The sequence below is a fragment of the Stenotrophomonas sp. STEN009 genome, assembly GCF_056760395.1.
In genome coordinates this window covers 1-20,924 of sequence record NZ_JBRRES010000054.1, presented here as the reverse complement: position 1 = coordinate 20,924, position 20,924 = coordinate 1, and the positions used below count along the sequence as shown (strand labels likewise).

The 20,924-nt window shown below is 67.2% G+C and carries 19 protein-coding genes; 7 read left to right on the top strand and 12 right to left on the bottom strand.

Going from position 1 to position 20,924, the window contains the following annotated elements; genetic code table 11:
* Positions 1 to 108 precede the first annotated feature (108 nt).
* From gyrA to ligA, 6 genes are all read right to left on the bottom strand, one after another.
* On the bottom strand, positions 109 to 2,823 hold the full coding sequence (gyrA, locus tag ACVOMM_RS17725) for a DNA gyrase subunit A (RefSeq protein WP_460255851.1): 2,715 nt from the start codon (positions 2,821 to 2,823) through the stop codon (positions 109 to 111).
* Between the two features lie 247 nt (positions 2,824 to 3,070).
* The gene (gene mtnA / locus ACVOMM_RS17720; protein WP_065176042.1) at positions 3,071 to 4,135 is read right to left on the bottom strand and encodes an S-methyl-5-thioribose-1-phosphate isomerase; all 1,065 of its coding nucleotides are present in this window, start codon (positions 4,133 to 4,135) and stop codon (positions 3,071 to 3,073) included.
* Positions 4,136 to 4,182: 47 nt separating this feature from the next.
* Positions 4,183 to 4,911: a DUF3011 domain-containing protein gene (locus ACVOMM_RS17715; RefSeq protein WP_080375199.1), complete on the bottom strand. Its 729-nt coding sequence runs from the start codon at positions 4,909 to 4,911 to the stop codon at positions 4,183 to 4,185.
* Between the two features lie 139 nt (positions 4,912 to 5,050).
* Positions 5,051 to 6,007: an EF-P lysine aminoacylase EpmA gene (gene epmA / locus ACVOMM_RS17710; RefSeq protein WP_065176043.1), complete on the bottom strand. Its 957-nt coding sequence runs from the start codon at positions 6,005 to 6,007 to the stop codon at positions 5,051 to 5,053.
* Positions 6,004 to 6,489, bottom strand: a complete 486-nt coding sequence (locus ACVOMM_RS17705; protein ID WP_053515463.1) for a GNAT family N-acetyltransferase — start codon at positions 6,487 to 6,489, stop codon at positions 6,004 to 6,006. The genes epmA and ACVOMM_RS17705 overlap by 4 nt, the downstream gene beginning before the upstream one ends.
* Before the next feature lie 52 nt (positions 6,490 to 6,541).
* Positions 6,542 to 9,013: an NAD-dependent DNA ligase LigA gene (gene ligA / locus ACVOMM_RS17700; protein WP_481526571.1), complete on the bottom strand. Its 2,472-nt coding sequence runs from the start codon at positions 9,011 to 9,013 to the stop codon at positions 6,542 to 6,544.
* A 158-nt stretch (positions 9,014 to 9,171) separates the two neighbouring features.
* On the opposite strand from ligA, the gene ACVOMM_RS17695 reads away from it, so the two are divergent.
* Entirely contained in the window at positions 9,172 to 10,302 is a 1,131-nt protein-coding gene (locus ACVOMM_RS17695; RefSeq protein ID WP_164152478.1) for a pyridoxal phosphate-dependent aminotransferase, read from the top strand.
* A 76-nt stretch (positions 10,303 to 10,378) separates the two neighbouring features.
* On the opposite strand, the gene zipA is transcribed toward ACVOMM_RS17695, so the two are convergent.
* From zipA to ACVOMM_RS17665, 6 genes are all read right to left on the bottom strand, one after another.
* Positions 10,379 to 11,119 carry a cell division protein ZipA gene (gene zipA, locus ACVOMM_RS17690; RefSeq protein ID WP_053515456.1) on the bottom strand — a complete coding sequence of 247 codons (741 nt, stop codon included), beginning with the start codon at positions 11,117 to 11,119 and terminating at the stop codon, positions 10,379 to 10,381.
* A gap of 46 nt (positions 11,120 to 11,165) precedes the next feature.
* A complete protein-coding gene (smc, locus tag ACVOMM_RS17685; protein ID WP_481526570.1) occupies positions 11,166 to 14,669 on the bottom strand; it encodes a chromosome segregation protein SMC in 3,504 nt (1,167 codons plus the stop codon).
* Positions 14,670 to 14,904: 235 nt separating this feature from the next.
* A complete protein-coding gene (rplI, locus tag ACVOMM_RS17680; protein WP_053515452.1) occupies positions 14,905 to 15,354 on the bottom strand; it encodes a 50S ribosomal protein L9 in 450 nt (149 codons plus the stop codon).
* Positions 15,355 to 15,458: 104 nt separating this feature from the next.
* Positions 15,459 to 15,689 carry a 30S ribosomal protein S18 gene (rpsR, locus tag ACVOMM_RS17675; protein WP_002804494.1) on the bottom strand — a complete coding sequence of 77 codons (231 nt, stop codon included), beginning with the start codon at positions 15,687 to 15,689 and terminating at the stop codon, positions 15,459 to 15,461.
* An 11-nt stretch (positions 15,690 to 15,700) separates the two neighbouring features.
* On the bottom strand, positions 15,701 to 16,138 hold the full coding sequence (rpsF, locus tag ACVOMM_RS17670; protein ID WP_053515451.1) for a 30S ribosomal protein S6: 438 nt from the start codon (positions 16,136 to 16,138) through the stop codon (positions 15,701 to 15,703).
* A gap of 205 nt (positions 16,139 to 16,343) precedes the next feature.
* A complete protein-coding gene (locus ACVOMM_RS17665; protein ID WP_053515449.1) occupies positions 16,344 to 16,682 on the bottom strand; it encodes a HesB/IscA family protein in 339 nt (112 codons plus the stop codon).
* A gap of 127 nt (positions 16,683 to 16,809) precedes the next feature.
* Between ACVOMM_RS17665 and asnS the strand changes: the two genes are divergently transcribed.
* The 6 genes from asnS (at position 16,810) to ACVOMM_RS17635 (ending at position 20,781) form a co-directional block, all read left to right on the top strand.
* Positions 16,810 to 18,204: an asparagine--tRNA ligase gene (gene asnS, locus ACVOMM_RS17660; RefSeq protein ID WP_053515447.1), complete on the top strand. Its 1,395-nt coding sequence runs from the start codon at positions 16,810 to 16,812 to the stop codon at positions 18,202 to 18,204.
* Between the two features lie 32 nt (positions 18,205 to 18,236).
* Complete coding sequence (locus ACVOMM_RS17655; protein ID WP_053515445.1) at positions 18,237 to 18,536, top strand: hypothetical protein; 300 nt, start codon at positions 18,237 to 18,239, stop codon at positions 18,534 to 18,536.
* Between the two features lie 7 nt (positions 18,537 to 18,543).
* Positions 18,544 to 18,858 carry a hypothetical protein gene (locus ACVOMM_RS17650; protein WP_053515443.1) on the top strand — a complete coding sequence of 105 codons (315 nt, stop codon included), beginning with the start codon at positions 18,544 to 18,546 and terminating at the stop codon, positions 18,856 to 18,858.
* A gap of 10 nt (positions 18,859 to 18,868) precedes the next feature.
* The gene (locus ACVOMM_RS17645; RefSeq protein ID WP_164152484.1) at positions 18,869 to 19,507 is read left to right on the top strand and encodes an FMN-binding negative transcriptional regulator; all 639 of its coding nucleotides are present in this window, start codon (positions 18,869 to 18,871) and stop codon (positions 19,505 to 19,507) included.
* A gap of 70 nt (positions 19,508 to 19,577) precedes the next feature.
* Entirely contained in the window at positions 19,578 to 20,240 is a 663-nt protein-coding gene (can, locus tag ACVOMM_RS17640) for a carbonate dehydratase (protein WP_053515439.1), read from the top strand.
* A 19-nt stretch (positions 20,241 to 20,259) separates the two neighbouring features.
* Positions 20,260 to 20,781: a 3-hydroxyanthranilate 3,4-dioxygenase gene (locus ACVOMM_RS17635; protein WP_263174992.1), complete on the top strand. Its 522-nt coding sequence runs from the start codon at positions 20,260 to 20,262 to the stop codon at positions 20,779 to 20,781.
* Positions 20,782 to 20,924 lie beyond the last annotated feature (143 nt).

The following is a 20,924-nucleotide window of genomic DNA, read 5'->3' as shown; positions in this document are numbered from 1 at the left end:
CCCCTTACCCCCCCCCCCGCCGCCCCGCGGGCGCTACTCCAGCCCCCCCCAATCCCCCCCCCCCGCCCGGGGGCCGCCGTCGTCGGGTACCTCGTCAGCGCGACCGGATCACTCCTGCGCGGCATCCTCGCTGCCGGTGGCAGCCGGGGCGCCTTCGGCCGCGGCCGGGGCGACCGCGGCCACCTCGTCCTCGTCCTCGTCGATCGAGGCATCCATGCGCTCCACCGCCTGCAGCTTCTCGTCCTTGGACAGGCGGATCAGGGTGACGCCCTGAGTGTTGCGGCCCACGCGGCTGATTTCCGAACCGCGCGTGCGCACCAGCGTGCCGCCATCGGAGATCAGCAGCACTTCATCGCTGGAGCCCATCAGCACCGCGGCGACCAGCTTGCCGTTGCGCTCGGTGGTCTGGATGCCGATCACGCCCTGGGTACCACGCCCCTTGCGCGGATAGTCCGGCAGCGGGGTGCGCTTGCCGTAACCATTCTCGGTGGCGGTGAGGATGTACTGCAGGTTGGCGTCGTCGGCACCGTCGATCACCGCATCGCCATTGGCGACCGCTTCCTCGATACCGTTGTCGTCCTCGTTCTCGTCCTCGGCACCACCGGCACTCTCGGCCACGATCAGGCTGACTACTTCCTCGCCGGGCGGCATCCTGATGCCGCGCACGCCGGTGGCGGTACGGCCCATCGAGCGGACCTTGTCCTCGCCGAAACGCACGGTCTTGCCGTTGGAGGCGAACAGCAGGATGTCACGCTCGCCATCGGTCAGGCCGACGCCAACCAGCGCATCGCCCTCGTCGAGGTTGATCGCGATCTTGCCGCGGGCCAGACGGAAGGCGAATTCGCCCAGCGGGGTCTTCTTGACCGTGCCGTTCTTCGTGGCGAAGAACACGAACTGGCCATCGGCGTATTCGCGCACCGGCAACACGGCCTGTACGCGCTCACCCGGTTCCAGCGGAATCCAGTTGATGATCGGCCGGCCGCGTGCGTTGGAGCCCGCTTCGGGCAGCTGGTACACCGGCAGCCAGAACACCTTGCCTGAACTGGTGAAGGTCAACAGGGTGTCGTGCGTGTTGACCAGCCACAGCTGTTCAATGAAATCCTCTTCCTTGGTCGCTGCCGCGCTGCGGCCACGGCCGCCGCGACGCTGGGCACGGTAGGCGCTGACCGGCTGGCGCTTGACGTAGCCGGCGTGCGACAGGGTGACCACCACGTCTTCCGGGGCGATCAGGTCGAGGATGTCCAGGTCTTCTTCGCTGTGGCGGATCTCGGTGCGACGCTCGTCGCCGAACTCGGCCTTGACGCTGACCAGCTCCTCGCGGATCACCTGCAGCAGGCGATCGGGATCTTCCAGGATGTGGATCAGACCGGCGATCACTTCCAGCAGCTGCTTGTACTCGTCGGTCAGGCGATCCTGCTCCAGCCCGGTCAGGCGGTGCAGGCGCATTTCCAGGATCTGGGTGGCCTGGATCTCGGTCAGCTGGTAGCCGCCCTCGATCAGGCCCACGCCCTTGGGCAGGTCCTCCGGGCGCGAGGCCTCGGCACCGGCAGCACCCAGCATGGCCCCGACCAGGCCCGGCTCCCACAGGCGGGCGAGCATGCGTTCGCGCGCCTCGTTGGGATTGGGCGAGGTCTTGATCAGCTCGATCATCTCGTCGATGTTGGCCAGCGCGACGGTCAGGCCTTCCAGCACGTGGGCACGGGCACGCGCCTTGCGCAGCTCGAACACGGTGCGGCGGGTGACCACCTCGCGACGGTGGCGGACGAATGCCTCCAGCATCTGCTTGAGGTTCATCAACTGCGGGCGGCCGTCGACCAGCGCCACCATGTTGATGCCGAACACCGATTCCATCTGCGTCTGCTGGTACAGGTTGTTCAGCACAACCTCGGCAGATTCACCGCGCTTGATCTCGATGTAGATGCGCATGCCGTCCTTGTCGGACTCATCGCGCAGCTCGCTGATGCCTTCGATCTTCTTTTCCTTGACCAGCTCGGCGATCTTCTCGATCAGACGCGCCTTGTTCACCTGGTAAGGAATTTCAGTGACGATGATCGATTCGCGGCCGTTGTCGGCCACTTCGATATCCGCCTTGGCGCGGATGCGCACGCGGCCACGGCCGGTACGGTAGCCGGCGACGATGCCGGCGGTGCCGTTGATGATGCCCGCAGTCGGGAAATCCGGGCCCGGGATGTACTCCATCAGGCCGTCGACGTCGATTTCCGGGTTGTCGATCAGCGCGATGCAGGCATTGATCGATTCGCTCAGGTTGTGCGGCGGGATGTTGGTCGCCATGCCCACCGCAATACCGGCCGAACCGTTGACCAGCAGGTTCGGGAACCGGGTCGGCATGACCGTCGGCTCCAGTTCCTTCTCGTCGTAGTTGGGCTGGAAATCGACGGTTTCCTTGTCGATGTCGGCCATCAGCTCATGCGCGAGGCGCGACATGCGCGCTTCGGTGTATCGCATCGCCGCAGCGGAGTCACCGTCGATCGAACCGAAGTTACCCTGACCATCGACCAGCATGTAACGCAGCGAGAACGGCTGGGCCAGGCGCACCAGCGTGTCGTACACCGACTGATCGCCATGCGGATGGTACTTACCGATGACGTCACCGACGATACGCGCCGACTTGAAGTAGGGCTTGTTGCTGTGCGCGTTGAGCTCGTTCATCGCGTACAGCACGCGGCGATGCACCGGCTTGAGGCCATCGCGCGCATCCGGGAGCGCGCGGCCCACGATCACGCTCATGGCGTAATCGAGGTAGCTCTTGCGCATCTCGTCTTCCAGGTTGACCTGGATGATTTCCTTGGCGGTTTCTGCCATTCGGGTTCCGTTGTCTGGTAGCGGTCCAGTCCGGCGCGGACACCTGCGGGGGTGACCATGCCGGAACCTCGATTCAACCTGTGGATACTACCACATCGGACCATTCCCCGCCTGTGTTTACAGGGGTTTTACCGGCACAAATCAGGAACTTAGGGGCAGGACGGGGCCCATCGGGCCACGCCCGGGGCTGGCCGCGGCGAACCCGGAAGATGCGCCCGGCTCCCGCGGCGCAGACCGCCTGTGCGTCTCAACCGCCGAAGGCGGCGCGCATGTTCTCCACGGTCGGGTTCAGGATCACGCCGCGCTCGGTCACGATGGCGTCGATCAGCTCGCCCGGGGTGACGTCGAACACCGGGTTCCAGGCGGCGATGCCTTCGGCCACCGTGCGCGTCCCGCCCACGCCGTAGAGCTCGCCCGGATCGCGCTGTTCGATCTCGATCTGGCTGCCGTCGACGGTCTCCATGTCGACCGTCGAGGACGGCGCCACGACCATGAATTTCACGCCATGGTGGCGCGCGGCGATGGCCAGCTGGTAGGTGCCGATCTTGTTGGCGGTATCGCCATTGGCGCAGATGCGGTCGGCGCCGACGATCACCCACTGCACGGCCCCGGTCTTCATCAGGTGCGAGGCGGCCGAATCGGCGATCAGGGTGGCGTCGATGCCATCCTGCTGCAGTTCCCAGACGGTCAGGCGCGCGCCCTGCAGCCACGGCCGGGTCTCTCCGGCGAACACGCGGGCGATCCGGTGCTGGGCCATGCCGGCGCGGATCACGCCCAGCGCGGTGCCGAAGCCGGCGGTGGCCAGCGAGCCGGTATTGCAGTGGGTCAGCACGCCGCTGCCGGCATCGATCAGGCCGGCGCCGAGCGCCCCCATGTGGCGGTTGGCGGCCAGGTCTTCCTCGGCGATGGCCCGCGCTTCCGCTTCAAGCAGCGTCTTCCAGTCCGCACCGGCGCTGCCCAGGCAACGACGCATCCGCGCCAGTGCCCAGGCCAGGTTGACGGCGGTCGGGCGTGAGGCGTTCAGCCGCTGCAGCGCCGGCTCAAGCTGCTGCAGGGCGAGCGGGCCATCGGCAGCCTGCACCTCACGCGCCGCCAGCACCACGCCCCAGGCAGCCGCGATGCCGATGGCCGGGGCGCCACGTACGGTCAGGGCGTGGATGGCGGCGGCGACTTCATCGCTGTCCCGGCATACCACATGCTCGACCACGAACGGCAGCTTGCGCTGGTCCAGCAGTTGCAGGGCATCGCCGGTCCACAGGATCGGGCGGATGTGGTCGTAGCGGGCGTAATCGAGGTCGGTGGCAGTGTTCATGGGCCCATTGTAGGGCCACGCCCCCTCGCGCAGGCACCCGGCCGGATTCAATTCACCGAGAATTCGGCGCGGCAACCGCCGTCCACCCAGATGCCGTTGCGGCTCCAGCCCCAGGTGCTGCCCTCCACGCACTCTGTGCTGGACAGCTGCTGTCGCACCGCGGCACCGACGGAGATGCTGGCGCCGCAGAATCGGCGCTTCTTCGATTTGGATTCGCAGGTCAGCCGGCGCGGCACGTCGACGAAACGGCCATCCTCATCGGCCACCTCGAAATCGCCCTGGCAGCCACGGCTGGTCCACACCTCGTTGCGCTTGTAACCCCAGCCCTGCCCTTCCCGGCATGGCAGCACCGACAGCTGCCGCAGCAGGCGCACCGGTGCGCCGTCCAGACGCACCGGACAACTCTGCGGACGGCCATTGGATTCACAGCGGACCACGCGGCGCACCTTGCGCTTGCTGCCTGGCTCGGCCGCAGCCACTCCCTGCGCCGGGCGCGCCCGGAACTCGGCACGGCAGCCGAGCGTGACCCACACGCCGCTGCGGTCGGTGCCCCATTCGCTGCCACGGATACAGCTGTTGCTGGACAACTGGCGAACCAGATCGACGCCGTTGCTGACATCGATATCGCAGTGCACCCAGGCCATGTCGCGTGACTCGCAGGTGACGACTTCGCCGTCATAGCCGGCCTGCTGCGCCGATGCCGGCAACGGCGTCAGCACTCCCCACATCGCAATGGAGTAGACCGGTGCCGCCACAACCGCAAACCACTTGACCAAAGCCTTCCCCATAGGACTGGACGAACTGCCATGCCAGTGTCTGGCATCGGGAGTGATGAGAGCATCATCGTGCTTGCTGAATCAAGCGCGCGGACGCGGCAATCCGTTCAGTCTGTCTGGTTCAGAAAGCCGCGTGCGCTCAGGCGTCGGCGAAATCGAAGGCCAGCACGTCGGCGATGCGGGGCGTGCGGTTCATCGCCATCAACAGGCGATCGATGCCGACCGCAACTCCCGCACACGCAGGCATCGCGGGCAGCGCCGCCAGCAGTGCCTCGTCCAGCGCCGGCTGCACCTGCCCTCGCGCATGGCGGCGCTGCAGGTCGTGCTGGAAACGCGCCCGTTGTTCGTCGGCATCGTTCAGTTCGTGATAGCCGTTGGCCAGCTCCACGGCCCCCAGGTACAGCTCGAACCGCTCGGCCAGCGGCGGCGTACCAGGGCGGATGCGGGCCAGTGCTGCCTGGCTCGCCGGCCAGTCGTGGACAACGGTCATGACCGCGTCATCGAAATGCGGTTGGATGCGATGGGTCATCAGCAGATCCAGCCAGTCGTCGCGGGTCAGCCCGACCGGGTCGATATGCACGTCACCCAGCGCAGCGCGCAGCCCGGCCTCATCGGTCTGGAACGGATCCACGCCCACCTGCTGCTGGAACAGCTCGCGGTAGCTCAGCACACGCAGGCTGGCGCTGCGTCCAACCAGGCCCAGAGCCAGGCGGACCAGCTCCGCGGTTTCCTGCACCAGCCGGTGATGGTCCCAGCCAACCCGGTACCACTCCAGCAGGGTGAACTCCGGGTTATGGCGCCCGCCGGCCTCGCCGTTGCGGAACACCCGCCCCAGTTCGTAGCAGTCGCCGACACCGGCAGCGAGCAGCCGCTTGAGCGGGTACTCCGGCGACGTACGCAGCCAGCGACGGCGGCCGCCGGCGTCGACATGGCCGCTGAAGTCGGTATGGAAGCTGTCGATGTTGGGCTCGGTATTACCGGCCACCGACAGGATCGGTGTCTCCACCTCCAGCACGTCACGCTCTGCGAAGAAGCGGCGCACCAGCGCGTTCAGCGCGGCACGCTGCTGCAGTTTGCGCCGCAGGGCGTCGCTCACAGGATGCCCTCCGGGCGCGGGTGATCCAGCGGCAGGGTCAGCAGGTCGCGGGTGTCATCGATGTAGCCACTGGCCAGGTACAGCCGACGCGCCAGTTCGTTGTGGTGGTTCACCTCCAGGCGCAGGCGGCTGACCCCGCGTCCGCGTGCACGCTGTTCGCAGATGGCCAGCGCCTGCTTGCCCCGGCCACGGCCGCGCGCCCGCGGCCCCAGATAGAGCTCGTCAAGCAGCATGAAATGTCCGCCCTGCTCCAGGCTGAAGCCCATCGCGATCACCGCATAGCCGACCACCTGACCGGCTTCGTCCAGCCACAGCAGTACTTCGCCGTTGCGCGGATCGGCCAGCAGTGCATCGACACCGCGACGCACGCGCACGTCGTCGAACTCGATCCTGTCCTCGGCGTAGAACGCGCGCATCAGCGAGATCAGCAGTTCCTCGTCGGCGCGGGTGGCCAGGCGGAAGTCCAGCGGGGCAGTCTGCATCGGGAATCCTTTGCTGTTTCGGGCCGGGCGCATGTCACGCCCGGCGGGGTCATCATTCGTGGTCGGCGAGGAAGCCCAGCAGACGCGCTTCGTCCCACACCGGCACTCCCAGGGCCAGCGCCTTGTCCAGCTTGGAGCCGGCTTCGGTACCCGCCACCACGAAGTGGGTCTTCTTCGACACGCTGCCGGACACCTTGGCTCCCAGCGCCTCCAGTCGCTCCTTGGCCACATCGCGGGTGAGCTGGGCCAGGGTGCCGGTCAGGACCACGGTCTGCCCGTCGAGCGGACCGGCGACGATTTCGGTCAACGCGGGCGCCTTGGCCAGGATCTGCCGCATCGCCTCCTCGGCAGCCAGCAGCATCACGCCATGGCTGTCCGCTTCCAGCCACTGGGCAAGGCCGCGCGCGGTGTCCTCGGGCAATCCGGCGTTGACGAACTGGCCATGCTCGGCATCGAGCACGGCCTGCGCGCTGGGCAGCACCGCCACCAGCTTTTCCGCGCGCAGCCGGGTGATGCCGGGGATCTCCGATTCCACCAGCAGCTGAGCCAGGTCCAGCCCCTCACGCAGCTTCGCACTGGGCGGATGCACGTCGCTGATGCGCACCTGGCCGACCTGCAGCAGATCGTCGATGGCCTGCTGGTTGCCCTGCTGCTCGAAGAAGTGACCGAGCGAACGTGCCACTTCGCCACCGATGTCCGGCACGCGCTTGAACAGTGGCCAGGGCAGCCGTCGGATCAAGGCCAGATCACCGAACCACTGCGCCAACGCCTTGGCCGTGCTTTCGCCGACATGTTCGATGCCCAGCGCGAACAACAGCCGTTCCAGCGTGGTGGCACGACTGGTGTCGATCGCGGCGATCAGGTTGTCGGCCCAGCGGGTCGCGATCTTCTTCGTGTTCCACTCGAAGCTGGCCGGCTGCGCCAGTGCCTTCGCGCGCCAGGCCACATCGTTGCCATCGAGCTTGAGCACGGCATTGAGCACGGTGCCGCTGCCTTCGGCCGGCAGGTGCGGCGCCAGGCTGGCGGCCAGCGCGGACGGATCTTCCGCGTCGAGCACCAGCTTCAGGTGCAGCAGCTGGTCGCGGGTGAGCCGGTACAGGTCCGCCACGCCCTTGACGATGCCGGCATCCACCAGGGTTTCGATGTACTTGTCACCCAGGCCATCGATATCCATCGCGCGACGTGAAGCGAAATGGGCGATGGCCTCCTTGCGCTGCGCCGGGCACGACAACTCACCGGAGCAGCGCCACGCGGCCGCGCCCTCTTCGCGCACGATCTCCGAGCCACAGACCGGGCAGCGCGCGGGCATCTGCCACGGCGTGGTGCCCGGCGGCCGGCGGTCGAGGATGACGCTGACCACTTCGGGAATCACGTCGCCGGCACGGCGCACGATCACGCTGTCACCCACCCGCACGTCCAGGCGCTCGATCTGGTCCGCATTGTGCAGGGTTGCGTTGGAGACGATCACGCCGGCCACGGCGACCGGAGCCAGGCGCGCGACCGGAGTGGCAGCGCCGGTGCGGCCGATCTGGATCTCGATCGCTTCCAGCGTGGTGCTCTGTTCCTGCGCCGGGAACTTGTGCGCGATGGCCCAGCGCGGTGCGCGCGAGACGAAACCCATCGCCTGCTGGCCAGCGCGGTCGTCCAGCTTGTAGACCACGCCATCGATGTCGAAGGGCAGGCCATCGCGGCGTGCGCCGATATCGCGGTAGTAGGCCAGCAATCCATCGGCGCCTTCCACCACCCTGCACAGATCGCTGACCGGGAAGCCCCAGGCACCCAGCTGCGCGAGCGTGCCCGAGTGGGTATCGGGCAGTTCGCCGCCCTGCACTTCTCCGGTGCCGTAGGCGAAGAAGCTGAGCTTGCGCTGTGCGCTGATCTTCGGGTCGAGCTGGCGCAGCGACCCGGCCGCCGCATTGCGCGGGTTGGCCAGTACCTTGCCGCCATGCAGCCGCGCGCGATCGTTGTAGGCTTCAAAGTCGGCACGGGCCATGTAGACCTCACCGCGCACTTCCAGCACGTCCGGCCAGCCCTTGCCGTGCAGACGCCGGGGGATGTCGCCGATCTCGCGCAGGTTGGCCGTGACGTCTTCGCCGGTCGTGCCATCGCCGCGGGTCGCACCCAGAACGAAATGTCCATCCTCGTAGCGCAGGCTGATCGCCAGCCCGTCCATCTTCGGCTCCGCCGAAAAGCGCGCGGCACCGCGTCGCAGGCGTTCGTCGATGCGGCGCACGAAGTCGGTCACCTCCTCATCGCTGAAGGCATTGGACAACGACAGCATCGGCACCGCGTGGCGGACTTCAGCGAAACGCCCGGAGGGACGCGCGCCGACCTGCTGGGTCGGGCTGTCCGCGCGGGCCAGTTCGGGGTGCGCACGTTCCAGTGCTTCCAGCTCGCGCACCAGCCGGTCGTAATCGACGTCGGGGATCTCCGGCGCATCCAGCTCGTGATAGGCGCGGTTGGCCTGGGCGATCTGCCGGCGGAGTTCATCGACGCGTTCGGCGGGGCTGGGGCTCATCGTGATCGGTGATTCTGGGGCGGCTGGGGATTCTACCGCGCCCGGCCGTCATGCCCTGTAACGTCCCCGCCCCGGCAGTGCCGGGCCCCGCTCCGCGAAAGACGGGCTTGCCGCCCTCCACCGGCAGCGCTAGCGTGCGTCGGCCGCCCTCCGGAAACCTGCCCATGACCCTGCCTGCCTCCCGTCGTCGCTTCCTGCAGCTGGCCGGTGCCGGCCTCGCCGTCGCCGGCAGTGGCCTGCCGGGCCTGGGATACGCGCAAACCGCCCCGGCTGCGGCTCCCGCGTCGCCGCGCGCCGATGGGCCGGTGCTGCTGAACTTCAATGAATGCCCGTATGGGCCTTCCGCCGCTGCGCAATCGGCCGCTCGCGACAGCATCGCGCGCTGCGGCCGCTACCGCTTCGAGCTGGCGGCACAGGTCCGTGATGCATTCGTCGAACACAGCGGCGTCAGTGCCGATCACCTGCGCCTGTACCCGGGCTCCAGCGAGCCCCTGAACCGCGCCGCCGCAATCTGGACCGGCCCGCAGCAGGGCCTGGTCGTGGCTGATCCGACCTTCGAGGCGATTGGCGACGTGGCCGCCGCGCGGGGCGCACAGGTCAGCCGAGTGCCTCTGCGCAGCGACGGCGCGCACGATGTGCGCGCGATGGTGGCTGCCGCGCACGCGCGACCGACCGGGCTGATGTATGTGTGCAACCCCAACAACCCCACGGGTTCGATCAGCCCGCCCGCCGAGCTCGCCTGGCTGCTGGCCAGCAAGCCCGCCGGAACCCGGGTGCTGGTGGACGAAGCGTACCTGCAGTACAGCGACCAGCCGAGCCTGATCGCGCAGGTGGCGGAGCGCGATGACCTGATCGTGCTGCGGACCTTCTCCAAGCTGTATGGCATGGCCGGACTGCGCCTGGGCGCGGCAGCGGCCCATCCCGATCGCCTGCGCGAGCTGGGCAGCCTCGGCGACAACCCGTTGCCGGTGCCGGCGCTGGCCGCCGCTCTGGCCAGCCTGCACGATCCGCAGCTGGTTCCGCAGCGCCGTCTGCAGAACGCGAAGATCCGGCAGGCGACCATCGCCTGGCTGGGCAAGCGTGGCTTCAGCTGCCTGCCGTCGGAAGCGAACTGTTTCGTGGTGGACGTCCAGCGCGACGGTGCCGCCTTTGCCAGGGCGATGGCCGCACAGGGTGTGGTGATCGGTCGCAGCTGGCCGATCTGGCCGCAGCGCGTCCGTGTGACCGTTGGCACCGAGGAGGAGATGGCAGCGTTCCGCGCCGCGTTCGCCCAGGTCGCCGGGGTGCCTTCCTGACTTCCTCCACGCAGGCGATGGATCTGCTGTGGTGGTGGGTGCCGACCGTGGGTCGGCATACCCGGGATGACCGCGCTTACCAGCGCGGGGTCTTGGTCAGGGGCGGCGCCTGGTGCTGGCGGTCATAGGCACGCAGCTCGTCACGGATGTGGGCGATGCGCTGGCGGCCGAGCGCGTTGCGGCTGTCGTCCAGCACCACGCCATCGAGCAGCTCGGCCATGCGCTGCACGGTCGGCAGCATCTTCTCCCAGGCATCGAGCGCGGTCAGCGGCGCCGGCAGGGTCAGGAAGAAGGCGATGGCCGGTGTCTCCATGGCACGGATGTTGGCCATGTCGAAACTGCCCGGCTTCATGATGCTGGCCATCGAGAAGATCGGCCCCCGTTCCGGATGGCCCTCCACCAGACGATGGAACACGTTCATGTGGCCGAACACCAGACCGGTTTTCTCGGCCGCCACGACGATGTCCTCGCCCCGCAGCTGCTCGCCGGCCCGTGCGGCCACGAACAGCGAGACGATCTTGTCGAAATCCTGGGTGGCGCGCTTGCCCAGGTCGCTGGCCGCGCCGGCTTCGGTGTCGGCCAGGCCCAGCTCGGCCTGTTGACCCTCTTCGCCCAGTGCCGGATCGAGGCGGGTATCGGCCAACGGTACGCCGTCCTCGCCCAGGACCGGTTCGCGGCGCTCGCTGCTGGTCGGTTCGGTGCCTTCCACGCGGCGGCCCTGGGGCTTCTTCTTCGGACGGCCAAACAGGAAGATCGCGGCGATCAACAGCAGGCCGGCGGCCAGGATGCCGATGCGCAACAGTGCCGTGTCGGACATTCGATAGGTTCTCCGGCTAGTTCATTCAGGTAACTAGGATGGCACGTCAGGCCGCGCCCGCCAATCGCGCGGCCTCTTCCAGGTCCACGCTGACCAGGCGGCTGACGCCCGGCTCGCGCATGGTCACGCCCGACAGCTGCTGCGCAGCTTCCATCGTCGCCTTGTTGTGGCTGACGAACAGGAACTGCACCTTCTCGCTCATTTCCTTGACCATGTTGGCCAGGCGGCCCACGTTGGCCTCGTCCAGCGGTGCGTCCACTTCGTCCAGCAGGCAGAACGGCGCCGGATTGAGCTGGAAGATCGCGAACACCAGCGCCACCGCGGTCATCGCCTTCTCGCCGCCGGACAGCAGCGAGATGCTGGATACGCGCTTGCCCGGCGGACGCGCCATGATGGTCACGCCGGTGTCGAGCAGATCTTCACCGGTCAGTTCCAGATAGGCATGGCCACCGCCGAACAGGCGCGGATAGAGGGCCTGCACACCGGCGTTGACCCGGTCGAACGTATCCTTGAATCGGCCGCGGGTTTCGCGGTCGATCTTGCGGATGGCGTCTTCCAGGGTCTCCAGCGCCGTGGTCAGGTCCACATGCTGCGAATCGAGATACTCCGACCGCTGCGATGCCTCGCCATACTCGTGGATCGCCGCCAGGTTGACCGGCTCCAGCCGGCGCATGCGACCGTCGATCTGGTGCACGGCCTGCTCCCAGTCCCCCAGGCGGGCGTCCTCGGGCAATGCGTTGAGCAGGTCGGCCATCACGAAGCCGGCCTTCTCCACCGCAGCCTGCAGGGTGTCAGCACTGAGCACCAGGGCCTGCTGGTCCAGCTTCCGCTGGGAAATACGCTCGCGCTGCGCCAGCGCCTGCTCATCACGCTGGTGGCGGGTCTGTTCGAAATTGCGCAGCTCGGCGTCGATGCCATCAAGCAGAGTACGCGCTTCGGCCAGGACACGGTCGGCACGCACGCGCTCTTCCAGCGCATTCTGGTGCTCGGCCTGCAGCGATTCGACCGGCGAATCACCCTCGTCCAGCTGCGAATGCAGTTCGCCCAAGCGCGAATCCAGCTGCCCGCGCTGGGTGCTCATGCGCTCCAGCGCCTGGCTCAGCGATGCCACCTGTGCGCGCTGCGATTCCAGGGTCAGTGCCAGCGAATGCGAGCGTTCGCGCACCGCCCGTGCGGCTTCGCGGGCGAGGTCGCGTGCTTCGGCCAGCTGCCGGCGTTCGCTTTCCAGGGCCTGCCGGGTCGATTCCAGGTCGCCCATGCTGCTGACGGCACTCTCCAGCCGCGAACGTGCCTCGCGCGCCTGCTCACGGTTGACCTCGAGGGTCTCCAGCAGTTGGCTCAGCTCTCCTTCGATGCGATCGATGCGCGTGCGTGCGGCCTCCACCTTTCCCTGCTGGCCCTGAAGCTGACCCGCCAGCTCGGATACCGCACGATGCGCGAGGTACAGCGCCCGTTGCGCATCTTCGCGTTGCTGTTCGGCGGCCAGCAGCTGCTCGCGGAAGCCGGACAGCTGATCTTCCAGCTCGACCTCACGGTTCTGCAGCTGTTCGATCTGCTCGCGCAGCTCATTGATCTCGCGCTCGCGCAGCAGCGCACCCTGCTTGGCCGCACCGGAGCGCGACACGCGCACCCAGCCCTGGCCGAGACGCTCACCGCTCTGGGTGATGATCGAATCACCGGCGGGCAGCCGGGCCTGCAGGGCACGGGCCTCGTCCAGATCCCGCGCGCCATGCAGATGCGCCAGCAGGCGTCGGATCGCCGTCGGTCCGTGCACGCGCGCGGCCAGCGATGTCGCGGCGACGTCCAGATCGCTGGCATCGTCAGACACCAGTGCGATGCGGCCTTCGCCCAGTTCGCCCAGCGCATCGACCAGGCCTGCCGGGTCGTCCACCAGCACGCCTTCGATCAGCTGGCCGAGGGCGCTTTCCACCGCATTTTCCCAACCGGCATCGACATCCAGGCGCTCGCCCACGCGCGCGGCCGAATCCAGCCCGCGCGCCTTCAACCAGGCAACCGCGGCGCCCTGCTCCTGGCCGAGTGCGGCCTGCTGCAGGGTTTCCAGCGATGCCAGGCGACCGCGCAGGCCATTGACCTGCTTGCGCAGCTCGGCCAGTTCGTTCTGACCGTTGCGCTGCTGTTCCTGCACGGTGGCCACGCCCTGCTTGCGCTGCTCGACCTGTTCGCTCAGCTCGTCCAGTGCGGTCTTCTGCGTGTCGTGCTGCAGGTGCAGCTGCTCGAAGGCTTCTTCCAGCGCGTCCACGTCCAGCCCGGCACGCTCGGCGGCCAGCGCCTCGCGACGCCGGTCGGCATCGAGGATCTGCCGGTCCAGGTAGTCCACGCGGGTGCGCTCGACATCGCCGGCGCGCGAGGCTTCGGAACTCTGTGATGTGTGCTGTTCCCAGCGGTGCTGCCAGTCGGCCAGGCGGGCTTCGGCCTCGCGCAGGCTTTCCTGCTTGATCTCGTTCTCTTCCTGCAGCGCCTCCAGCTGCGGGGTCGCGGCGTCCACCGCCTCGCGCAGCACCATCAGCTTGGCCTCGTCGCCACTGATGTGCTGGCCCAGCTCGGCCAATGCCTGCCGCGTCTCGTCGCGGGCCTTGTGCAGGCGCTGCGACAGCTCGCGCTGATGCTGGATCTGCTGCTCCAGTCGGGCCAAGGTACTACCGACCTGGTAGACCGCGGCCTGCGCGGTATTGAGTGCGTCGGCCGCTTCCTCGCGGCGCATGCGCGAGGTCTCGATGCGGGCCTCGGCGTCGCGCTGGTCCGCGATCAGCTGCTGAAGCCGGGTTTCTTCCTGCGACAGGCCCTCGCGAAGCTTCGACAGGCGCCCATCGAGGCCTCGGAACTCCAGCGCCTTCCACTCGGCATCCTTGACCCGGCGCTCTTCCTGCAACGCCTGGTACTGCTCCGCCTGCCGGGCCTGGCGCTTGAGGTGCTCGAGCTGCTTGCTGATCTCCTCACGCAGGTCGCCCAGGCGATCAAGGTTCTCGCGGGTGTGGCGGATGCGGGTTTCGGTTTCCTTGCGCCGCTCCTTGTATTTGGAGATTCCGGCCGCCTCTTCCAGGTAGACGCGCAGATCCTCGGGACGCGCCTCGATGATCTGGCTGATCATGCCCTGTTCGATGATCGAGTAGCTGCGCGGGCCCAGGCCGGTCCCCAGGAAAAGATCGGTGATGTCGCGGCGGCGGCACTTGGTGCCGTTGAGGTAGTAGTTGCTGGTGCCGTCGCGGCTGACCGTGCGCTTGACCGAGATCTCGTTGAACGAGGCGTACTCGCCGGAGATGGTGTGGTCGGAGTTGTCGAAGATCAGCTCGACCGTGGCCTGCGAGACGGGCTTGCGGGCGTTGGAACCGGAGAAGATCACGTCGGTCAGCGAGTCGCCGCGCAGGCGGCTGGCCGAACTTTCGCCCATGACCCAGCGCACGGCGTCGATGATGTTCGACTTGCCGCAGCCATTGGGCCCCACCACGCCGGTCATGTTGGTCGGCAGATGCAGGGTGGTCGGATCGACGAAAGACTTGAAGCCGGACAGCTTGATCGTGGAAAGACGCATAGGGGTTCCGGACTGGGGCCGGCAAGCGGCCTGCGTTTACCCTCCAAGTCATTGATCCTGCTGGGATCGCCGACCGTGGAACGGGTGTGACGCCCTGAGTATACCGATGTGGCCGTGTTCTACGAATGGGCGTGGAACATCGGGGCCCGCGCGCCCGCCGGGCGGGCCGACAAAACAAAACGGGCACCCTCGCGGGCGCCCGTTCTGCGGTGATGCCAGGCCTTGCGGCGTGGGATCAGGCTTCGGCTTCGACGACGACCTTGACGGTGGTCTCGACGTCGGCGTGCAGGTGGATCAGCACGTCGTACTCGCCGATGTTGCGGAACGCGCCTTCGCCCAGGATGACTTCGCTCTTTTCCAGCGGCAGGCCGGCGGCGGTGAAGGCCTCGGCGATGTCGCGCGGGCCGACCGAGCCGTACAGCTTGCCTTCGGTCGAAGCATTGGCGGCGATGGTGACGCTCGCGCCTTCCAGCTTCGCCTTGCGGGCTTCAGCCTCGGCGTGGATGGACTGGGCCTTGGCTTCGTACTCGGCGCGCTTGGCTTCGAACTCTGCCTTGTTGCTCTCGGTGGCCGGCACGGCCTTGCCCTGCGGCACGAGGAAGTTGCGGCCGTAGCCCGGCTTGACGGTGACCAGGTCACCCAGGTTGCCGAGGTTGGTGACCTTCTGCAGGAGGATCAGCTGCATGGTTTTACTCCAGATAAGTTATTCGTTAGCGAGGCGATGCCCCGCAACAAAGGCTGTCCGAATAGCTGGCACAACGGGGCGGCACGCGGCCACCCCGCCGGGCATCAGACGTCGTGGTTGTCGGTGTACGGAATCAGGGCCAGGAAGCGAGCGCGCTTGACGGCGGTCGCCAGCTGACGCTGGTACTTCGACTTGGTACCGGTGACGCGGCTCGGCACGATCTTGCCGTTCTCGGTCAGGTACTGGCGCAGGGTGTTGAGATCCTTGTAGTCGATCTCCTTGACACCTTCAGCCGTGAACTTGCAGAACTTGCGGCGACGGAAGAACTTGGACATGGGAAGGCTCCTTAGGCGGCGGAAGCGGCGTCTTCGCCGGCTTCGTTGTCAGCGGTGGTGGTGGACTCGCCTTCTTCGTCGTCACGACGACGGCGCTCACCGCGCTCCGGCTTGTCACCCTTCTCGTCCTTGCTCTTCATGATCAGCGACTGCTCGGTGTCAGCCTCGTCACGCTTGATGACCAGGTTGCGCAGCACGGCGTCGTTGAAGCGGAAGCTTTCGGTCAGCTCGTTCAGCACGGCCTGGTCGGCTTCGATGTTCAGCAGCACGTAGTGCGCCTTCACCAGGTTCTGGATCGGGTATGCCAGCTGGCGACGGCCCCAGTCTTCCAGACGGTGGATGGTGCCGTTGCCGTTCTCGACCAGCGACTTGTAGCGCTCGATCATGGCCGGGACCTGCTCGCTCTGGTCCGGGTGGACCATGAACACGATTTCGTAATGACGACTCATGTTTTTTCTACCTTTCGGATGTGGCCTTGCGGCCGGACAGCCCCCCGCCGTTGAGACCGCGGTGGGGCAAGGGTTCCCGCCAGGAAGGCAGGAAGCCGCGCATTATGGCGCAGATGGGGCGGCCGGGCAACCGTGGCCGAACCTGAACCCGGCAGCACCGGGACCTGCCCGAGGACCGGCCGGCAGGCCCCCGGGGAAGCGGCCCTCAGGCCTTGTCGGCGTCGGTGGTGAAGCTCTCGCCGCAGCCGCACTCGGCGGTCGCGTTCGGGTTGCTGAACGTGAAGGTCTCGCTCAGGCCGTGCTTGCCGAAGTCGATCACGGTGCCGTCGACCAGGGCCAGGCTCTGTGCATCGACGTAGATCTTCACGCCGTCCTGGTCGAAGACCGTATCGCCCTCGCGCTCGTCACGGGCCAGGTCGGTCACGTGGCCCCAGCCGGAGCAGCCGGTCTTGGTCACGCCGAAGCGCAGGCCCAGCGCGCCCGGGGTCTGGGCGACGAAGCGCTGCACGCGCTCGAAGGCAATGGGGGTCAGGCTGACAGCCATGGGACTACTCCAGAGGAACAGGGACATTATAGGGAGGTTGGGCCGCAGAAATGCCTCGCAAGCAGAACGCTGCAACCGGTAAACTCCCGTGTTCACAGATCGAGTCGATCAGCAGAGGATTCAAGTCATGACGGTGGTCAGCGTTGAACATGCGCTTGCCGGGAAGATCCCGGAAGGCGGCGAAGTCACGGTACGCGGATGGGTGCGCACGGTGCGCGGTTCAGCGAATCTGGCCTTCGTGAATGTGACCGACGGCTCCTGCTTCGCCCCGATCCAGGTCGTAGCCAACGACACCCTGGTCAACTTCGACGAGATCAAGCGCCTCACCACCGGCTGCTCGCTGGTGGCCACCGGCATCCTGGTGAAATCGCAGGGCAAGGGCCAGTCGTTCGAGATCCAGGCCAGTGCGGTCGAGGTGGTCGGCTGGGTCGAAGACCCGCTCACCTACCCGATCCAGCCCAAGCCGATGACGCCGGAGTTCCTGCGTGAAGTGGCGCACCTGCGCCCGCGCACCAACCTGTTCGGCGCGGTCACCCGCATCCGCAACTGCCTGGCCCAGGCCGTGCACCGCTTCTTCCACGAGAACGGTTTCAACTGGATCAGCACCCCGATCATCACCACCTCCGACGCCGAAGGCGCCGGCCAGATGTTCCGCGTGTCCACGCTGGACATGGTGAACCTGCCGCGCGATGAGAAGGGCGCTATCGATTTCAGCCGCGACTTCTTCGGCAAGGAGACGTTCCTGACCGTGTCCGGCCAGCTGAACGTCGAGGCCTACTGCCTGGCCCTGAGCAAGGTGTATACCTTCGGCCCGACCTTCCGCGCCGAGAACAGCCACACCACCCGCCATCTGGCGGAGTTCTGGATGATCGAGCCGGAGATCGCCTTCGCCGACCTGGCCGAAGATGCGCGCCTGGCCGAGGAGTTCCTCAAGTACCTGTTCCGCGCGGTGCTGAACGAGCGCAGCGATGATCTGGCCTTCATCGCCGAGCGCGTGGACAAGAACGCGATCACCAAACTGGAAGACTTCATCAACGCGCCGTTCGAGCGCATCGACTACACCGATGCGGTCAGCCTGCTGCAGAAGTCTGGCCGGAAGTTCGACTTCCCGGTCGAATGGGGCCTGGACCTGCAGACCGAACACGAGCGCTGGCTGACCGAGGAACACGTCGGCCGCCCGGTGGTGGTGACCAACTACCCCGAGCACATCAAGGCGTTCTACATGCGCCTGAACGACGACGGCAGGACCGTCGCCGCGATGGACGTGCTGGCGCCGGGCATCGGCGAGATCATCGGTGGCAGCCAGCGCGAAGAGCGCCTGGACGTGCTGGACGCGCGCATGGCCCAGTTCGGCCTGGACCGTGAGCATTACAGCTGGTACCGCGATTTCCGTCGCTACGGCTCGGTGCCGCACGCCGGCTTCGGTCTGGGCTTCGAGCGCCTGGTGGTGTACGTCTGCGGCCTGTCCAACATCCGCGATGCGATTCCTTACCCGCGCGCTCCCGGCAGCGCGGACTTCTAAGCCCCACCACCGACCACGGAGGTACTGCCCGCATGACCCTGTTCTTCGCCCTCTGCTTTGTCGGCGTCGCAGTGGCCGGGTTCAGTGCCTTCGTGATCTTCTGGCCGCTGACCCTGGTGCACGTGCGTGACCGCCATCCGGCGCTGGCACAGCGCTTCGGCAGCGGCGCCTTCCTCAAGCCCGATGCCCTGGCCTGGCTGCTGCGCCGCGACTACCGGCAGCAGCCGGATCGCTCGCTGTCCGGTTTGGCCACGCCGGCCTGGGTTTCGCTGCTGACCCTGCTGGCCGGACTGGGCATGGCCGCCCTGCTCTGGCTGGCTTCGCTCTGGTAACGCCTACATGAACGATCTCTCCGCCCCGCACGACAGCTGGTGGCTGGCCAGCCTCGGCAACACCCTGATCTGGGCCCGCCTGCGCGTGCGCCCGGCCGGCACGGCCGAAGTGCTCGACAGTGATGGCAACACCCTCAGCTACGACAGCGAGGACACTGCCCGCGCGCAGCTGTTCGACGCCGATTTCGTCGAATTCGACGGCCTGGACGAAGAAGATGCGCTGGTGCGCGGCTTCAGCCTGCATGAGGTGCAGCCACCGCACGCCGACAGCGACGAGGGCCTGCGTGGGCGCATGGTGCAATCGCTGGGCGGGCGCGCCTGAGCCCAGGCCGATGTTCACTCCGCGCGCCTTCGCCGAGACCGATCTGATCTGGCTGGACCGCCTGCTGGCGCGCGATCCGTTCGTCACCGTGCTCACCACCGGTGACGACGGCCTGCCCGAGCTGACCCGCGTGCCGGTGCTGTACCGGCGTGATGGCCAGCGCATCGAACTGCGCGGCCACTGGGCGCGGGCCAACCCGCAGTCGCGTCGCGAAGGCACCGCCAAGGTGCTGGTCGATGGCCCCCATGGCTACGTCTCGGCCAGCTGGTATCCGGACAAGGAACCGGCGGCACGCGTTCCGACCTGGAACTATGCCGCTGCCGAGCTGCGCGGACAGCTGCAGCCGTTCGACGGCACCGATGCGCTGGCCCAGCTGGTCGGCGACATCAGCGACCGCTTTGAAGCCAGCGTCGGCCAGCAGTGGCGGTTCGAGGCTGATCGTCCCGAGCACGGCCCGGAGCTGCGCGCCATCGTCGGGTTCCACTTCCACGTCGAACAGGTACAGCTGAAACTGAAGCTCAGCCAGAACCATCCCGATGCCAACCAGCAGGCGGTGATCGACGCGCTGGATCGCCTGCACGCCCCACCTTCCACCGAACTGGCGCAGTGGATGCGCTGGTTCCGCGATGAGGCCGCCGCCGGCGGCTGAACGCACCGACTCCCGCGACGACGCGGCCGGACAGCCGCGACTTGCCCCCACCGAGGTCAGGGACCCGAACATGAAAGACATCCACAAGCTGCTGCAGAACAACCGCGACTGGGCCGACCGCATCGAGAAGGAAGATCCCGAGTTCTTCCATCAGCTGGCCAAGCAGCAGCACCCGGAATACCTGTGGATCGGCTGCTCCGATTCGCGCGTGCCGGCCAACCAGATCATCGGCATGGCACCGGGCGAAGTGTTCGTGCATCGCAACGTCGCCAACGTGGTCGCCCACACCGACCTGAACTGCCTGAGCGTGGTGCAGTACGCGGTAGACCAGCTGAAGGTGAAGCACATCCTCATCGTGGGCCACTACGGTTGCGGCGGCGTGCATGCCTGCCTGCACAACACCCGCGTCGGCCTGGCGGACAACTGGCTGCGCCACGTCGGCGACGTGATGCAGAAGCACGCGGCGATCATCGATGCGCTGGAGACCGACGAGCTGCGTCATGCCCGCCTGTGCGAGCTGAATGTCATCGAGCAGGTCGCCAACCTGTGCCGCTCGACCATCGTGCAGGACGCCTGGGCACGCGGCCAGAAGCTGATGGTGCATGGCTGGGTCTACAGCTTGAAGGATGGCCGCGTGCGCGAAATGGGCATCGATGTCGGCTCGCCGGAAGATCTGCAGCCGGCTTACGAGAAAGCGCTTTCCTATGTCCCCCGCAAGGGCAAGCGCGACTGATCCCCCACGGAGCCCGACCATGCTCGCCTCACCGATCAACCTGCACGCCTGGATCGAAGAACATCGTCACCTGCTGAAACCGCCGGTGGGCAACAAGATGATCGACAACGGCGACTTCATCGTCATGGTGGTCGGCGGGCCGAACTCGCGGACCGATTATCACTACGACGAAGGGCCCGAGTGGTTCTACCAGCTCGAAGGCGAGATGGTGCTGAAGGTCCAGGAGAATGGCGCGGTCCGCGACATCCCGATCCGTGCCGGCGAGATCTTCCTGCTGCCGGCGAAGGTGCCGCACTCGCCGCGCCGGCCACCGGGCGGCGTCGGGCTGGTCGTGGAGCGCAGGCGGCTGCCGCACGAGATGGACGGTGTGATCTGGCATTGCGAGCGCTGCAACCACAAGCTGCATGAGGAGTTCTTCGCGCTGCAGAACATCGAAACCGACCTGCCCAAGGTCTTCGCGCGTTACCACGCCAGCCTGGAACTGCGTACCTGCGGCAAATGCGGCCACCTCGACCCGTTGCCGGCACCGGCGGCGGACTGATCGATCGCCGGGTATGGCGATTGCTGATGCATCCGCCGGGGGGGGGGCCGCGCGCCCCCGGGGGGGGGTGGGGGTTTGACCCCCCCCCCCGGGCCCGGCGGGGCGCGGGGGGGGGGGGGGGGGGGGGGGGGGGGGGGGGCCGG

Bases quoted from the DNA above. Each gene is read 5' to 3' on its own strand.
- gyrA (WP_460255851.1), bottom strand. From the start codon at position 2,823: ATGGCAGAAACCGCCAAGGAAATCATCCAGGTCAACCTGGAAGACGAG.
- mtnA (WP_065176042.1), bottom strand. From the start codon at position 4,135: ATGAACACTGCCACCGACCTCGATTACGCCCGCTACGACCACATCCGC.
- ACVOMM_RS17705 (WP_053515463.1), bottom strand. From the start codon at position 6,489: ATGCAGACTGCCCCGCTGGACTTCCGCCTGGCCACCCGCGCCGACGAG.
- ACVOMM_RS17695 (WP_164152478.1), top strand. From the start codon at position 9,172: ATGACCCTGCCTGCCTCCCGTCGTCGCTTCCTGCAGCTGGCCGGTGCC.
- zipA (WP_053515456.1), bottom strand. From the start codon at position 11,119: ATGTCCGACACGGCACTGTTGCGCATCGGCATCCTGGCCGCCGGCCTG.
- smc (WP_481526570.1), bottom strand. From the start codon at position 14,669: ATGCGTCTTTCCACGATCAAGCTGTCCGGCTTCAAGTCTTTCGTCGAT.
- rplI (WP_053515452.1), bottom strand. From the start codon at position 15,354: ATGCAGCTGATCCTCCTGCAGAAGGTCACCAACCTCGGCAACCTGGGT.
- rpsR (WP_002804494.1), bottom strand. From the start codon at position 15,689: ATGTCCAAGTTCTTCCGTCGCCGCAAGTTCTGCAAGTTCACGGCTGAA.
- rpsF (WP_053515451.1), bottom strand. From the start codon at position 16,138: ATGAGTCGTCATTACGAAATCGTGTTCATGGTCCACCCGGACCAGAGC.
- ACVOMM_RS17665 (WP_053515449.1), bottom strand. From the start codon at position 16,682: ATGGCTGTCAGCCTGACCCCCATTGCCTTCGAGCGCGTGCAGCGCTTC.
- asnS (WP_053515447.1), top strand. From the start codon at position 16,810: ATGACGGTGGTCAGCGTTGAACATGCGCTTGCCGGGAAGATCCCGGAA.
- ACVOMM_RS17655 (WP_053515445.1), top strand. From the start codon at position 18,237: ATGACCCTGTTCTTCGCCCTCTGCTTTGTCGGCGTCGCAGTGGCCGGG.
- ACVOMM_RS17650 (WP_053515443.1), top strand. From the start codon at position 18,544: ATGAACGATCTCTCCGCCCCGCACGACAGCTGGTGGCTGGCCAGCCTC.
- ACVOMM_RS17645 (WP_164152484.1), top strand. From the start codon at position 18,869: ATGTTCACTCCGCGCGCCTTCGCCGAGACCGATCTGATCTGGCTGGAC.
- can (WP_053515439.1), top strand. From the start codon at position 19,578: ATGAAAGACATCCACAAGCTGCTGCAGAACAACCGCGACTGGGCCGAC.
- ACVOMM_RS17635 (WP_263174992.1), top strand. From the start codon at position 20,260: ATGCTCGCCTCACCGATCAACCTGCACGCCTGGATCGAAGAACATCGT.